The sequence below is a fragment of the Streptomyces lienomycini genome (assembly GCF_027947595.1).
Classification (GTDB): Bacteria; Actinomycetota; Actinomycetes; order Streptomycetales; family Streptomycetaceae; genus Streptomyces; species Streptomyces lienomycini.
This window is the reverse complement of record NZ_CP116257.1, coordinates 6,286,845-6,299,915: the sequence shown is the minus strand read 5'-3', so window position 1 is coordinate 6,299,915 and position 13,071 is coordinate 6,286,845. Positions and strand designations below refer to the sequence as shown.

At 72.3% G+C, this 13,071-nt stretch carries 14 protein-coding genes; 5 read left to right on the top strand and 9 right to left on the bottom strand.

The annotated features are described in order from the left end of the window. The first annotated feature begins 108 nt into the window (after positions 1-108). The 3 genes from BJ961_RS28795 to BJ961_RS28785 all read left to right on the top strand — a co-directional run bounded on the left by BJ961_RS28795 (position 109) and on the right by BJ961_RS28785 (position 2,603). On the top strand, positions 109-1,131 hold the full coding sequence (locus tag BJ961_RS28795; RefSeq protein WP_271415705.1) for an NADP-dependent oxidoreductase: 1,023 nt from the start codon (positions 109-111) through the stop codon (positions 1,129-1,131). A gap of 93 nt (positions 1,132-1,224) precedes the next feature. Then, positions 1,225-1,644: an organic hydroperoxide resistance protein gene (locus BJ961_RS28790; protein ID WP_271415704.1), complete on the top strand. Its 420-nt coding sequence runs from the start codon at positions 1,225-1,227 to the stop codon at positions 1,642-1,644. A 119-nt stretch (positions 1,645-1,763) separates the two neighbouring features. Further along, positions 1,764-2,603: an EI24 domain-containing protein gene (locus BJ961_RS28785; RefSeq protein ID WP_271415703.1), complete on the top strand. Its 840-nt coding sequence runs from the start codon at positions 1,764-1,766 to the stop codon at positions 2,601-2,603. Here BJ961_RS28785 and BJ961_RS28780 read toward each other — a convergent pair. From BJ961_RS28780 to BJ961_RS28770, 3 genes are all read right to left on the bottom strand, one after another. Continuing rightward, positions 2,575-3,861 (bottom strand): C15 family peptidase, encoded by a 1,287-nt coding sequence (locus BJ961_RS28780; protein ID WP_271415702.1) that lies wholly within the window; start codon positions 3,859-3,861, stop codon positions 2,575-2,577. The two genes, BJ961_RS28785 and BJ961_RS28780, sit on opposite strands and share 29 nt — an antisense overlap. A gap of 271 nt (positions 3,862-4,132) precedes the next feature. After that, entirely contained in the window at positions 4,133-5,104 is a 972-nt protein-coding gene (locus BJ961_RS28775; protein ID WP_271415701.1) for an aldose epimerase family protein, read from the bottom strand. 65 nt (positions 5,105-5,169) lie between these two features. Next, entirely contained in the window at positions 5,170-6,096 is a 927-nt protein-coding gene (locus tag BJ961_RS28770; RefSeq protein ID WP_271415700.1) for an SGNH/GDSL hydrolase family protein, read from the bottom strand. A 257-nt stretch (positions 6,097-6,353) separates the two neighbouring features. Here BJ961_RS28770 and BJ961_RS28765 point away from each other — a divergent pair, with 257 nt between their 5' ends. Continuing rightward, positions 6,354-6,848, top strand: a complete 495-nt coding sequence (locus BJ961_RS28765) for a DUF3145 domain-containing protein (protein WP_271415699.1) — start codon at positions 6,354-6,356, stop codon at positions 6,846-6,848. Positions 6,849-6,924: 76 nt separating this feature from the next. Here BJ961_RS28765 and BJ961_RS28760 read toward each other — a convergent pair whose 3' ends face one another. From BJ961_RS28760 to fasR, 5 genes are all read right to left on the bottom strand, one after another. Further along, positions 6,925-8,214 carry a beta-ketoacyl-[acyl-carrier-protein] synthase family protein gene (locus BJ961_RS28760; protein ID WP_271415698.1) on the bottom strand — a complete coding sequence of 430 codons (1,290 nt, stop codon included), beginning with the start codon at positions 8,212-8,214 and terminating at the stop codon, positions 6,925-6,927. Between the two features lie 111 nt (positions 8,215-8,325). Then, the gene (locus tag BJ961_RS28755; protein ID WP_271415697.1) at positions 8,326-8,574 is read right to left on the bottom strand and encodes an acyl carrier protein; all 249 of its coding nucleotides are present in this window, start codon (positions 8,572-8,574) and stop codon (positions 8,326-8,328) included. Positions 8,575-8,675: 101 nt separating this feature from the next. After that, entirely contained in the window at positions 8,676-9,707 is a 1,032-nt protein-coding gene (locus BJ961_RS28750) for a ketoacyl-ACP synthase III (protein WP_271415696.1), read from the bottom strand. Positions 9,708-9,723: 16 nt separating this feature from the next. Further along, positions 9,724-10,674: an ACP S-malonyltransferase gene (locus BJ961_RS28745; RefSeq protein ID WP_271415695.1), complete on the bottom strand. Its 951-nt coding sequence runs from the start codon at positions 10,672-10,674 to the stop codon at positions 9,724-9,726. 89 nt (positions 10,675-10,763) lie between these two features. Beyond that, on the bottom strand, positions 10,764-11,969 hold the full coding sequence (fasR, locus tag BJ961_RS28740; protein WP_271415694.1) for a fatty acid biosynthesis transcriptional regulator FasR: 1,206 nt from the start codon (positions 11,967-11,969) through the stop codon (positions 10,764-10,766). 109 nt (positions 11,970-12,078) lie between these two features. Here fasR and BJ961_RS28735 point away from each other — a divergent pair, with 109 nt between their 5' ends. Next, complete coding sequence (locus BJ961_RS28735; protein WP_271417197.1) at positions 12,079-12,738, top strand: pirin family protein; 660 nt, start codon at positions 12,079-12,081, stop codon at positions 12,736-12,738. 21 nt (positions 12,739-12,759) lie between these two features. Here the strand turns inward: BJ961_RS28735 and BJ961_RS28730 are convergent, their stop codons facing one another. Further along, positions 12,760-13,041, bottom strand: coding sequence for a hypothetical protein (locus tag BJ961_RS28730; RefSeq protein ID WP_271415693.1), 282 nt, complete (start codon positions 13,039-13,041; stop codon positions 12,760-12,762). Positions 13,042-13,071: the final 30 nt, after the last annotated feature.

The window sequence follows — 13,071 nt, the reverse complement described above, 5'->3', positions numbered from 1 at the left end:
GGGTACCCATTTGTTTGACAACCTGAAATGTTCAGCCGCATGGTTGTTTCAGAGCCTGAAACATTCTCGCCCTGCAACATCCCGAGCAAGCGCCAGGAAAGGTGCCCCATGACCGACTCCCCCGCCCTCCCCGCCGTCAACCGCGAATGGCACCTGGTCACCCGCCCGGTCGGCTGGCCCAAGCCCGAGGACTTCGCGCTCGTCGAGGCGGAGGCCCCCACCCCGGGCGACGGACAGGTGCTGGTGCGCAACCTGTTCGTCTCCGTCGACCCCTACATGCGCGGCCGCATGAGCGCCGCCAAGTCCTACGCCGCCCCCTACGAGCTGGGCGAGGTCATGCAGGGCGGCGCGGTCGGCGAGGTCGTCGCCTCCAACGCCGAGGGCATCGCCGTCGGCGACCACGTCCTGCACTTCCTCGGCTGGCGCGAGTACGCCGCCGTGGACGCGGAGAACGCCGTCAAGGTGGACCCGCAGGCGGCGCCGCTGTCGACGTACCTCGGCGTGCTCGGCATGACGGGCCTCACCGCCTACGCCGGTCTGCTGCGCGTCGCCGCCTTCAAGGAGGGCGACTCCGTCTTCGTCTCCGGCGCCGCGGGCGCCGTCGGCAGCCAGGTGGGGCAGATCGCGAAGCTCAAGGGCGCCTCCCGGGTCATCGGCTCGGCCGGCTCCGACGAGAAGGTCAGGCTGCTCGTCGACGAGTACGGCTTCGACGCCGCCTTCAACTACAAGGACGGCCCGGTGAGCGAGCAGCTGCGCGCCGCCGCCCCGGACGGCGTCGACGTGTACTTCGACAACGTGGGCGGCGACCACCTGGAGGCCGCCGTCGGCTCCCTCAACCTCAAGGGCCGCATCGCCGTCTGCGGCATGATCTCGGTCTACAACAACACCGAGCCCGCGCCCGGCCCGCGGAACCTCGCCCGCCTCATCCAGACCCGCGGCCGCATCGAGGGCTTCCTGGTCGGCGACCACTACGACCTCCAGCCGAAGTTCGTCGAGGAGGTCGGCCCCTGGGTCCGCTCCGGCGAGCTGAAGTACCGCGAGACGGTCGTCGAGGGCATCGAGAACAACCTGGAGGCGTTCCTCGGCGTCCTGCGCGGCGACAACACCGGGAAGATGATCGTCAAGCTCTGACTTCCCGAAGATTCCGGCATGCGGTAGCGTCTTTCCGAAATCCGTCGTGATCGTGGGCGCGAGTCACGGCGGACCGAGGAGGAAGACAACCGCATGCCGATTCAGCAGTCCGAGGTCCTCTACACCGCCGTAGCCACCGCCGAGAACGGTCGCGACGGACGGGTGGCCACCGATGACGGCAAGCTCGACGTGGTCGTGAACCCGCCCAAGGAGATGGGCGGCAACGGCGCCGGCACCAACCCGGAGCAGCTCTTCGCCGCCGGGTACAGCGCCTGCTTCCAGGGCGCGCTCGGTGTCGTGGCCCGCCAGGAGGGCGCCGACATCACCGGTTCGACCGTCACCGCGAAGGTCGGCATCGGCAAGAACGCCGACGGGTTCGGCATCATCGTCGAGATCTCCGCCGAGATCCCGTCGGTCGACGCCGCCACCGCCCGGTCCCTGGTGGAGAAGGCCCACCAGGTCTGCCCGTACTCCAAGGCGACCCGCGGCGACATCACGGTCACGCTCGCCTGACTGTTTCCGGCCGCGGCGGCGCGCGCGGCCGGCCGCGCGCGCAACTGCCCCGGCGGGACGGGCGGGTTCGACCCGATCGGGGCGCAGGCGCGACGGCGGCGACCGGTAGAGTGCCGCCCATGCGTGATCTTGGGGCGGGATTCGGTCATCTCCTGAAGGGCCAGCGCTGGGTGGCCCGGCACGGCAGGAGCTACGGCTTCGGACTCGTCCCGGGCCTGATCACCCTGGTCCTGTACGTGGGCGTACTGATCGCGCTCGCGCTGTGGGGCGACGACTTCGTCGGCTGGGCGACCCCCTTCGCCGACGACTGGTCCAGCCCCTGGCTCGGACTCTTCCGCGGCTTCCTCACCGCCGTGCTCTTCGCCCTCGCGCTGCTCCTGGCCGTCCTCACCTTCACCGCGGTCACCCTGCTGGTGGGCCAGCCGTTCTACGAGGCCCTCTCCGAGCGCGTCGACCGCGACGTCTCCCCGGACGGCACCGCCCCCGGGTCCGGCCTGCCGCTCTGGCGCGAGCTGTGGATCTCCGGCCGCGACAGCCTGCGGATCCTGGTCCGCGCCGCCGTCTGGGGCGTACTGCTCTTCGCGCTCGGCTTCATCCCGGTCGTCGGCCAGACGGTCGTCCCGGTGGTCGGCTTCTTCGTCACCGGCTTCTTCCTCACCGAGGAGCTGGCCGCCGTCGCCCTCCAGCGCCGCGGGGTCGAACTGCGCGACCGCCTCGCCCTCCTGCGCTCCCGCAAGACGCTGGTCTGGGGCTTCGGCACCCCGCTCGGCGTGGCCTTCCTGGTGCCGTTCGTCGCGGTGTTCCTGATGCCGGGCGCGGTGGCCGGCGCCACGCTCCTCGCCCGCGAGCTGCTGGGCGAGGAGACCCGCGACGGCGCCGACGACCCGTCCGAGGGCGACACGGCCGAAGGCGGTACGCCCGACCCTGAGGTCAGCCCCGGCCCGGCCCCGGGGCACTGACCGCCACGGCCACGATCGCCCGCGTCTGCGCCACGATGTCCAGCCGGTCGCGCACGAACGCCGGGTCGGTGACCGACCCCGTCTCCGGATCGGTGTTCCCGGCCCCGAACTGCAGTACCGGCGTGTGCACATGCCCGCCCGGCAGCGTGCCGTGCAGCCCGAGCCGGTCCCGCAGCAGCGTCGCCCGGTAGGCGATCTCGTTGGAGAGGTAGTTCCCGCCGCCGCCCTCCCGGGCCGTCGACCCGGGCGTGGGCCCGTCCGGCCGTACGACCGGCTCGTCGCCGCCCGCCGGGACCTCCGTCACGCGCGTGTTGTCGTACACCGGGAAGCGGCCGGTGTCCGCCGCCGTGATCGCCGCGTACGGCAGCGTGGTCGTCGTCCACTGCGGCTGCGAGGCCGGGTCGGCCACCGGGACCGTCTCCGTGCGGGAGACGTTGTCGTTGTCCGGGAAGCCGCCCCGCCAGGCCCCGTTGGTCCGCTCCACGTCGAACCGCCCGACGCGGCCCTGACTCACCGTGGTGAACAGGTCCACCCGCGGCAGATACGGCCGCAGCGCCCGCTCCACCGCCCCCTCGGCGAAGTCCGCCCAGCGCACCGGGAACACGGCCGTCTCCACCCGCGCGGGACCCTCCGGTGTGTCGATCACCGTGCCGTCCAGGGCGAGCGCGACGGCGCCGGACGGGTTGGAGATCCGGATGTCCCGGTCCAGCGTGAAGGGGTCGAAGCCGGTGAGCAGCACCCGCTTCACACCCTTCCCGCCCTCGCCGTGCCCGCCGCGCGGCAGGCGCAGGTCGGCCTGACCGCGCGAGGCGCGCTCCAGCTCCGTCAGCAGCGCGGCCCGCTGCCGCCCGCTCAGCCCGAACCCCGGCTCCCAGGCGCGCAGTTCCCGCGTCATCCCGAGCCGCGCCCAGTACAGCGGCCGGTCGTCGTCCCGGCTGAGGTCCCCGCGGGCCGGCCCGCGCCCCTGCACCCGGTCCACCGCCCGCCGCCACAGCGCCGCGCCCTCGTGCGCCACGACACGGCGGGCCTCGCGGTAGGAGTCCGCCCGCCCGAGCCCCCGGGCGAACGCCGGTGCCACCGCGGCGAACCCGGAGCGCCGCAGGATCTCCCGCGGCACCTCCCCGTCGAGCCGCCGCTCCTCCACGGTCGGGGCACCGGCGGTGCCCGCCCCGGGGGCCGCCGTCGCCGTCGTGGGGGCCGCGAGCCCCGCCACCAGGGCCAGTCCGAGTACGCCGATCCGAACACGTATGGGTGTCAAGGGAGTCCAGGTCCTTCCGTCGCCGTGGGGTGCTGCCGGAACGGCGGCAGTATCGCGTGACGGAAGGGGTACGCGCCATGGCGCACGGCCGACCGGCTCGTGGCCGCTTGTGAAGGGTTCGTACGAACTCCTGATCGGGCGCCCGATCACCGACCGCCGGATCACCGCGACGATTAACGTCTGACCCGGGACACCGCGCGAGCGGGCCCCCGCGAACAGCCCCGGCCCGGGACCTGACGGCCGGGCCGGGGCTCGGCCGTCCGGCCGCCCCCTACCGCACCGAGAAGCCGTACACCGTCTCCGAGCGGAACACCTCACCCGGCCGCAGCACCGTGCTCGGGAAGTCCGGCCGGTTCGGGGAGTCGGGGAAGTGCTGGGTCTCCAGCGCGATCCCGTCGCCGGGGGCGAAGGGCTCGCCCAGGTGGTCGGCGGTGTACAGCTGGAGGCCAGGCTCGGTCGTCGCCACCGTCAGCACCCGCCCCGACGCCGGGTCGTACAGCTCGGCGACCTCCTCGGCGGCGCCGGTCACGCCCTTGTCGAGGACGAAGTTGTGGTCGTAGCCCGAACCGACCTTGCGCGCCCGCCGGAAGTCGAAGCGCGTGTCCGCCACGTCCTCCAGACCGCCCGTCGGGATCAGGCCGGCATCGACCGGGGTGATCCGGGAGGCGGCCAACCGCAGTTCGTGCCCGCCCGCGTGCCCGGAGCCGCCCAGGTTGAAGTAGCTGTGGTTCGTCGGGTTCAGCACCGTCGGCGCGTCCGTGACCGCCTCGTACGCGATCCGCAGCGCGCCCGACTCCTCCAGCGTGTACGTCGCCGACATCTCCAGGCGGCCCGGGAAGCCCTCCTCGCCGTGCGGGGAGACCCGGCTCAGCCGGACGCCCTCCGCGATCACCTCCACGTCCCACACGCGCTTGTCGAAGCCGCGCTCGCCGCCGTGCAGCGAGTTCGCCCCCTCGCTGCGCGTCACCGCGTACGTCCGCCCGTCCAGCGGGAAGCGCCCGCCCGCGATCCGGTTGGCGTACCGCCCGACCAGCGCGCCCAGGTACGGCTCCGGGTGCGACACGTAGCCGTCCAGGTCCGCGAAGCCCAGGACCACGTCGGCGGTGTTCCCGTCCCGGTCCGGAACCTCGGCCGACTGCACGATCCCCCCGTACGACAGGACCCGCACCCGTACACCGGCCCGCTCCAGGGTCCAGCGGCGCACCGCGGTGCCGTCGGACAGGGTGCCGAAGTGTTCGCTCATGTGCGGAACTCTAGGACACTCCAGGTCAGCGGCCGGTCAGGAAGCCCGCGTCAGGAAGCCCCGTGTCACGAGGACTTCGCGGTGACCGCGCGGTAGGCGATCTCCGCCAGCCGCGCCTGGCCGTCCACACTCGGGTGGAACCAGTCCCAGTGGCTCAACTGGCCGGTGCCGAACCGGTACGCGTGGACCGCGCCGTCGTCGGTGCGGCACCGCCGGTCCTTCGCGCAGACCTCCCGCAGCACCGCGTTGTAGTCCTCCACCCGGTCCCGCACCGTGTTGCGCCGCAGCGTCGCCGCCGCGTCCAGCGAGTCCGCGTCGCCCAGCATCGACGGGCACAGGCCCAGCTTCCACACCTGCTTGCCCAGCGCGTTGGTACGCCCCTGGGACCACAGCCGCTTCAGGTCCGGAATGCTCGACACGTACACCTGCGCCCTGGGCAGCCTCTCGCGCAGGGTGGTCATCGCCTCCTCGAACTGCGTCCGGAAGTCCGCCACCGGCGTCATCTGCGAGGTCGTGGCCCGGCACGCGTCGTTCGCCCCCGCCATCACCGCGACCAGCTCCGGCTTCCGCTCCGCCGCCCGCGTCACCTGCGCGGTCAGATCGGCCATCCGGGCCCCCGTCACCGCGTAGTTCCAGCTCCGCTCGGCCGCCCCGTCCTTCCCCAGCAGCCGCACGGCCAGCGAGTCGACCTCGGCGCTGCTGCCGGTCGCCCACGACACCTCGGGGCAGTCCGACAGGACCGTACAGGCGTCGAAACCGCGGGTGATGGAGTCGCCCACCGCGGCGACCGACGCCGGACCGGTGTCCCAGGACGGGCCGGACCCCGACCGCTTCGACGCACTGCCGGAGGGGCCGGGGGAGTCGCCGCCCGCGGCGTCGCAGCCCGCCACGCCCAGCACGGTCGCGGCGGTCAGGACGGCGAGCGCGGCGCGCACCCGGCGCGGTCCGCGGCGACGGCCGTACCGCGTCCCCTGGTCCGTCCCTCGGCTCATACCGGTCCCGCCCCTCGCCTCGCGTGCCTCCAACGTCATCAACCCATGACACCGCGCGAGGGTTCCCGGGGGCACGGATGCAACGGCTCACACCCGTACAAGCGTCCTGCCGGGTGAATGACGCGGGTTTGTCGGCGGCGGGACCGACGGTACGTCACACTCCTTGCGCCGTCGCACGGTAGCCTCGCCCTCATGTGGCCCGCCGGCCACGCAGTTCCACCCCGTTCCGAGATGTCCCGCTCAGCCCGGAGGTTCCGGTGACGACCCGTGGAGTCCTGTACGTGCACTCCGCGCCGCGCGCGCTGTGCCCGCACGTCGAGTGGGCCATCGCCGGGGTGCTCGGCACCCGCGTCGGCCTGGACTGGACCCGGCAGCCCGTCGCGCCCGGCACCTGGCGCTCCGAGTTCTCCTGGCAGGGCCAGGCCGGCATCGCCTCCAAGCTCGCCTCCGCCCTGCGCGGCTGGCAGCTGCTGCGCTTCGAGGTCACCGCGGACCCCTCCGCGAACGCCGAGGGCGAACGCTACAGCTGCACCCCCGACCTCGGCATCTTCCACGCCGTCACCGGCATCCACGGCGACATCATGATCCCCGAGGACCGGCTGCGCGCCGCCCTGGTCCGCTCCCAGCGCGGCGAGACCGACCTCGAGTCGGACATCGCCAAGCTCCTCGGCAAGCCCTGGGACGACGAACTGGAGCCCTTCCGCCACGCGGGCGAGGGCGCCCCGGTCCGCTGGCTGCACCAGGTGGTCTGACCCCCCGTCCCGTCCTCCGCATGCGTGAAGGGCCCCCACCGGCCGGGGGGGCCCTTCACGTACGTACGGCGGTCGCTCAGACCGACCGGAACGCGAGAACCACGTTGTGCCCGCCGAAGCCGAACGAGTCGTTCAGCGCGGCGATACGGCCCTCGACCGGCAGCTTGCGGGCCTCGCCGCGGACGATGTCCGCGTTGGCCTCGGCCTCCGGGTCGATGTTCTCGAGGTTGATGGTCGGCGGCGCCACCCGGTGGTACAGGGCGAGCACGGTCGCCACGGACTCCACGCCGCCCGCGCCACCGAGGAGGTGACCGGTCATCGACTTGGTGCCCGAGACCGCCATGTGGTCGACGTCGTCGCCGAGGACCTTGCGCAGCGCCTTCAGCTCGGCGATGTCGCCGGCCGGCGTCGAGGTGGCGTGCGCGTTGACGTGCACGATCTCCGCCGGGTCCAGGTCGTTGCGGTCCAGCAGGTTCTGCAGGGCGGCGGAGATGCCGCGGCCCTCCGGCTCCGGCTGCACGATGTCGTGGCTGTCGGCGGAGATGCCCTGACCGACCGCCTCCGCGTAGACCCGGGCACCGCGCGCGGCGGCGTGCTCGGCGGACTCCAGGACCAGGACGCCGGCGCCCTCGCCGAGGACGAAGCCGTCACGGCCCGTGTCGAAGGGCCGCGAGGCACCCTGCGGGTCGTCGTTGTTCTTGGACATCGCCATCATGTTGCCGAACGCGGCGATGGGCAGCGGGTGGATCGCCGCCTCCGTGCCACCCGCGACGACGACGTCGGCGCGGCCGGTGCGGATCATCTCGATGGCGTAGCCGATGGCCTCGGCGCCCGACGCGCAGGCGGAGACCGGCGTGTGCACGCCCGCGCGGGCGCCCACGGCCAGGCCCACGTTGGCCGAGGGGCCGTTCGGCATGAGCATGGGGACGGTGTGCGGGGAGACGCGGCGAACGCCCTTCTCCTTGAGCACGTCGTACTGGTCGAGGAGGGTCGTCACGCCGCCGATGCCGGAGGCGATGACCGCGCCGAGCCGGTCGGGGTCGACGTGGGCCGCCCCCTCGTCGGCGGGGCTCTCGCCCGCCTTGCCGGAGTAACCGGCGTCCTTCCAGGCCTCCCGGGCCGCGATCAGCGCGAACTGCGCCGAACGGTCCAGTCGGCGGGCCTGCGGCCGCGGGATGACCTCGGAGGGGTCCACCGCGGCCGGCGCGGCGATGCGGACCGCCTGGTCGGCGGCCCACTCCTGCTCCAGGGGCTTGGCGCCGGACTTGCCGGCGACCAGGCCCTCCCAGGTCGAGGCTGCGTCGCCACCCAGCGGTGTGGTTGCGCCGATACCGGTGACGACCACGGTGCGATTGGTCGAGCTCACGGGAATTCTTTCTCCAACGGGATACGGATTCGTACGGCGCCACCGCCGGGTGGCGGGGCAGTCTGCCCGGATACCCGGGCGGGCCCGAGGGCTTGCCCGAGTATCGGCGGATCAGGCCTGGTGGTCGAGGATGTACTTCGTCGCGTCGCCGACGGTCTTGAGGTTCTTGACGTCGTCGTCCGGGATCTTGACGTCGAAGCGCTCTTCGGCGGCGACGACGACCTCGACCATGGACAGCGAGTCGACGTCCAGGTCGTCGGTGAAGGACTTGTCCAACTTGACGTCCTCAACCGGGATGCCGGCGATCTCGTTCACGATCTCCGCGAGACCTTCGACGATCTCGTCCTGAGTGGCGGCCATGATGGCGCTCCTTCGTTGTTGTCCGGGGTGTGGCGGCCCGCCGCGTCGACGGCGGGCGTTGCTGCTCTCCGCTCCGGACCGAATGATCCGGCACGGAGTGCCTAGGGGAGGGTAACGACCGTCGCGGCGTAGACGAGACCCGCCCCGAAGCCGATGACGAGCGCGGTGTCGCCGCTCTTCGCGTCCCCGGTCGCCAGGAGCCGCTCCATCGCGAGCGGAATCGAGGCGGCCGAGGTGTTGCCGGTGGTGCGGATGTCACGGGCGACCGTGACGTGCTCCGGCAGCTTCAGTGTCTTCACCATCGAGTCGATGATCCGCACGTTGGCCTGGTGCGGGATGAAGACGTCCAGGTCGTCCGGGCTGATCCCGGCCGCGTCCAGCGCCTGCTGCGCGACCTTCGCCATCTCGAACACGGCCCAGCGGAACACCGCCTGGCCCTCCTGCGTGATCGCAGGAAACTTGACGTTGCCCTCGGAGTCGAGGGGCAGCTCGGCGACGTCGCCGATCGCGAACCGGTCCCAGGTGACGGTCTGCTTGATCGTCTCGGACTTGTCGCCCTCCGAGCCCCAGACCGTCGGGCCGATCGCCGGCTCCTTGGACGGGCCGACCACGACCGCGCCGGCGCCGTCGCCGAAGAGGAAGGCCGTGGCCCGGTCCTCCAGGTCGGTCAGGTCGGACAGCCGCTCCACGCCGATGACGAGGACGTACTCCGCCGAACCCTCGACGACCATGCCCTTGGCCAGGGTCAGGCCGTAGCCGAAGCCCGCGCAGCCCGCCGAGATGTCGAAGGCGGCGGCCTTGTCCGTGCCGAGCTGGTCGGCGATCTTCGTGGCGATGGCCGGGGTCTGGCTGAAGTGCGACACGGTCGAGACGACCACGGCGCCGATCTGCGCGGCGTCGATCCCGGCGTCCGCGATCGCCTTGCCGGACGCCTCGACCGACATCGCGGCGACGGTCTCCTCGGGGCCGGCCCAGTGCCGGGTCTCGATGCCGGAGCGCGAGCGGATCCACTCGTCGGACGAGTCGATCTTCTCGAGGATCACCTCGTTCGGCACCACCCGCGTCGGACGGTAACCGCCGACGCCGAGGATGCGCGCGTACGGGGCGCCCTTGCTGGGCTTGATCTTCGACATGCTCTCGCGCTCCTTGTCAGGCCTGGGTGTGCTCGGCGACGAGCTCACGGGCCGCGTCGAGGTTGTCGGGGGTCTTCAGGGCCAGCGTCTTCACACCGGGCAGCGCCCGCTTGGCCAGCCCGGTCAGCGTGCCGCCCGGGCACACCTCGATGATCGCGGTGACGCCCAGCTCCTTGAACGTCTCCATGCACAGGTCCCAGCGGACGGGGTTGGCCACCTGGCCGACCAGCCGCTCCAGCACCTCGGCGCCGGTGGCGACGGTCCGCCCGTCCTTGTTGGAGACGTACGCCACCTTCGGGTCGGCCGGCGTCAACGCCTTCGCGGCCTCGGCGAGCACGTCCACGGCGGGCGCCATGTGGCGCGTGTGGAACGCTCCGGCCACCTTCAGCGGCACGACCTTGCGCACGCCCTCGGGCTTGTCCTCGCTCAGCGCCGCCAGCTGCTCCATCGTGCCGGCGGCCACGATCTGACCCGCGCCGTTCACGTTCGCCGGGGTCAGGCCGAGCTTCTCCAGGTGCGCGACGCTCACCTCGGGGTCGCCGCCGAGCAGCGCCGACATGCCGGTCTCGGTCACCGCGGCGGCCTCGGCCATGGCCAGGCCCCGACGGCGTACGAGGGTCAGCGCGGCGGTGTCGTCGAGGACGCCCGCGAAGGCGGCGGCGGTGATCTCGCCGACGCTGTGGCCCGCGACCGCGCCGGGCGCGAACCCGGGGCCCGTCGCGTCAGCGACAGATGTCTGCGTACCGAGTGCCGCGGCGGACAGGAGACCGGCGGCGACCAGCAGCGGCTGGGCCACGGACGTGTCTCGGATCTCGTCCGCGTCGGCCTTGGTGCCGAAGTGGGCGAGATCGAGTCCGACGGCGTCGGACCACGCGGCGACGCGGTCCGCGGCGCCGGGAAGGGCGAGCCAGTCAGTCAGGAAGCCGGGCGTCTGGGCGCCCTGGCCGGGAGCGACGAGTACGAGCACTCTCACACTCTCTCTTGAGGACGGCCGGGACCGCCCGTGGGGACAGGGACGAAGAACACGAGGGGGTTTTGTGGACCCTCCACAAAAGCTTAGAGTTGCGGATCTCCATCGGCCAGACGCCCCAGGATGAGGGCGATGCGCAGTGTGAACGCAGACCGTACATCAGAGGGTGACCACCCGGTGACGTCAGTCACACGTCGGAGCCGGTAGCGCACGGTGTTCGGGTGAACGAAGAGCATCCGGGCGGCGCCCTCCAGACTGCTCGCCTGCTCCAGGTAGACGCTGAGCGTCTCCAGCAGCGCCGCCCCCGCCTCCTCCAGCGGTCTGTAGATCTCCTCCACCAGTTGGTCACGGGCCGAGGGGTCGGAGGCGATCGCGCGCTCCGGCAGCAGATCGTCGGCGAGCACGGGACGCGGAGCGTCCTGCCAGGCGGTGCCGGCCTTGAGCCCGGCGGCGGCGGCCTGCGCGGACCGGGTCGCGGCCTGCAGGTCCGGCACCACCGGTCCGGCCACCACCGCACCCGGCGCGAACGGGCCGATCAGCGACTTCGCGACGGCCAGCGGATTGTCGCTGCCCCCCGCGATCACCACGAGCCGGTCCCCGAGCACCCCGGTCAGCACCTGGAGCTTGGCATGCCGCGCCGCACGCCGAATGGCCTCCACGGTCAGCTCGGAATCCCCGTCGGGAGCGGTGCCCAGCACGACGCACACGTGCTCCGGCGAGTTCCAGCCCAGCGCGGCGGCCCGCGACACGGCCCCCTCGTCGGCCTCGCCGCTGAGCACGGCGTTCACCACCAGCGACTCGAGCCGCGCGTCCCAGGCACCGCGTGCCTCGGCGGCCTGCGCGTACACCTGGGCGGTCGCGAAGGCGATCTCCCGCGCGTACACGAGCAGCGCCTCGCGCAGCACGGACTCGTCCCCGGGCGCCGCGACCTCGTCGATCGCGGACTCCATCACCTCGATGGTCGTCCGCACCATCTCCACGGTCTGCCGCAGCGTGATCGCCCGGGTCAGCTCGCGGGGCGCGGTGCCGAAGACGTCGGTGGAGATGGCCTGGGGCGCGTCCGGCCGCCGGAACCACTCGGTGAACGCGGCGATGCCGGCCTGGGCGACCAGCCCGATCCAGGAACGGTTCTCCGGTGGCATCGCCCGGTACCACGGCAGTGTCTCGTCCATGCGTGCGATGGCCTGCGCGGCGAGCGACCCGGAGGACTGCTCCAGCCGCTTGAGCGTCGCGGTGTGCTGGTGGACGGGCTGGGCGGAGGCAGCGGGCTTGCCGGTTTCGGGTTCGGGCACGGGGACAAGACTGCCTTATCGGGCCGGGCGGGTGTGCCGCCGGGGGCGGTACTGGACGGCACGGCCGCCCTCCAAACCCCGCCGCGCCGGGTCTACGGTGAACGACGTGATGGACGTACGCCGCGCCGACGAGCGCTACCCGGGCGGTGATCCGGCAGCCGGGATCGCCTCCCGCCACGCCTTCTCCTTCGGCCCCCACTACGACCCCGGCAACCTCCGCTTCGGAGCCCTGCTCGCCTGCAACGAGGAGCGCCTCGCCCCCGGCGCCGGCTTCGACGAGCACCCGCACAGCCACACCGAGATCGTCACCTGGGTCGTGGAGGGCGAGCTGACCCACCGCGACAGCACGGGCCGCGAGACGGTGGTTTGCGCCGGGGACGTGCAACGCCTCAGCGCGGCGGGCGGCGTCCGCCACGTCGAGCGCAACGACGCCGCCGTCCCCCTCACCTTCGTCCAGATGTGGCTGGCCCCGCTGGACCCCGGCGGCGACCCCGCCTACGAGATCGTCCGGGGCATCGCGGACTCCACCCCGTACGCCGTCCCGGAAGCGGGCGCGATGCTCCATGTGCGCCGCCTGGCCGCGGGGGAGCGGACGGCGGTGCCGGACGGTGCGTTTGTGTACGTCCATGTGGTGCGGGGCGAGGTGACGCTGGGCGGGGAGGTGTTGGCTGCGGGGGACGCGGCCCGCATCACGGACGCCGAGGGGGTGGAGGCGGTGGCGGGGACGGGGGCCGAGGTGCTGGTGTGGGAGATGGCGACGGGGCCGTGACGACGTCGGGTGATCTCGACCTCAGTCGCCCTGTTGCTGACGCCCTGTCAACCATGGTGAAAGGACAGCACGGAACTCCTCGTCAGTTATATGCGTGTCTCCCCATCCGAATCGCTCCCATGCCTGAGCACGCTGCAACACGGGGAGGGGGACGTCGAACGCATGACGGAAGGCGGCGATGAATGAGATGACGCCGAACGTCGCTCCCATTTTCTCTCGGGAAAGCAGAGCAAGTTCCACCGCGTCCATCCCTCCGGCATGGGCCGCTTGCAGCTCGCCCGCCACCTTTTCCAGCTCGGTCATCTTAATATTTTGCCTCATCTTGTGTGCTCT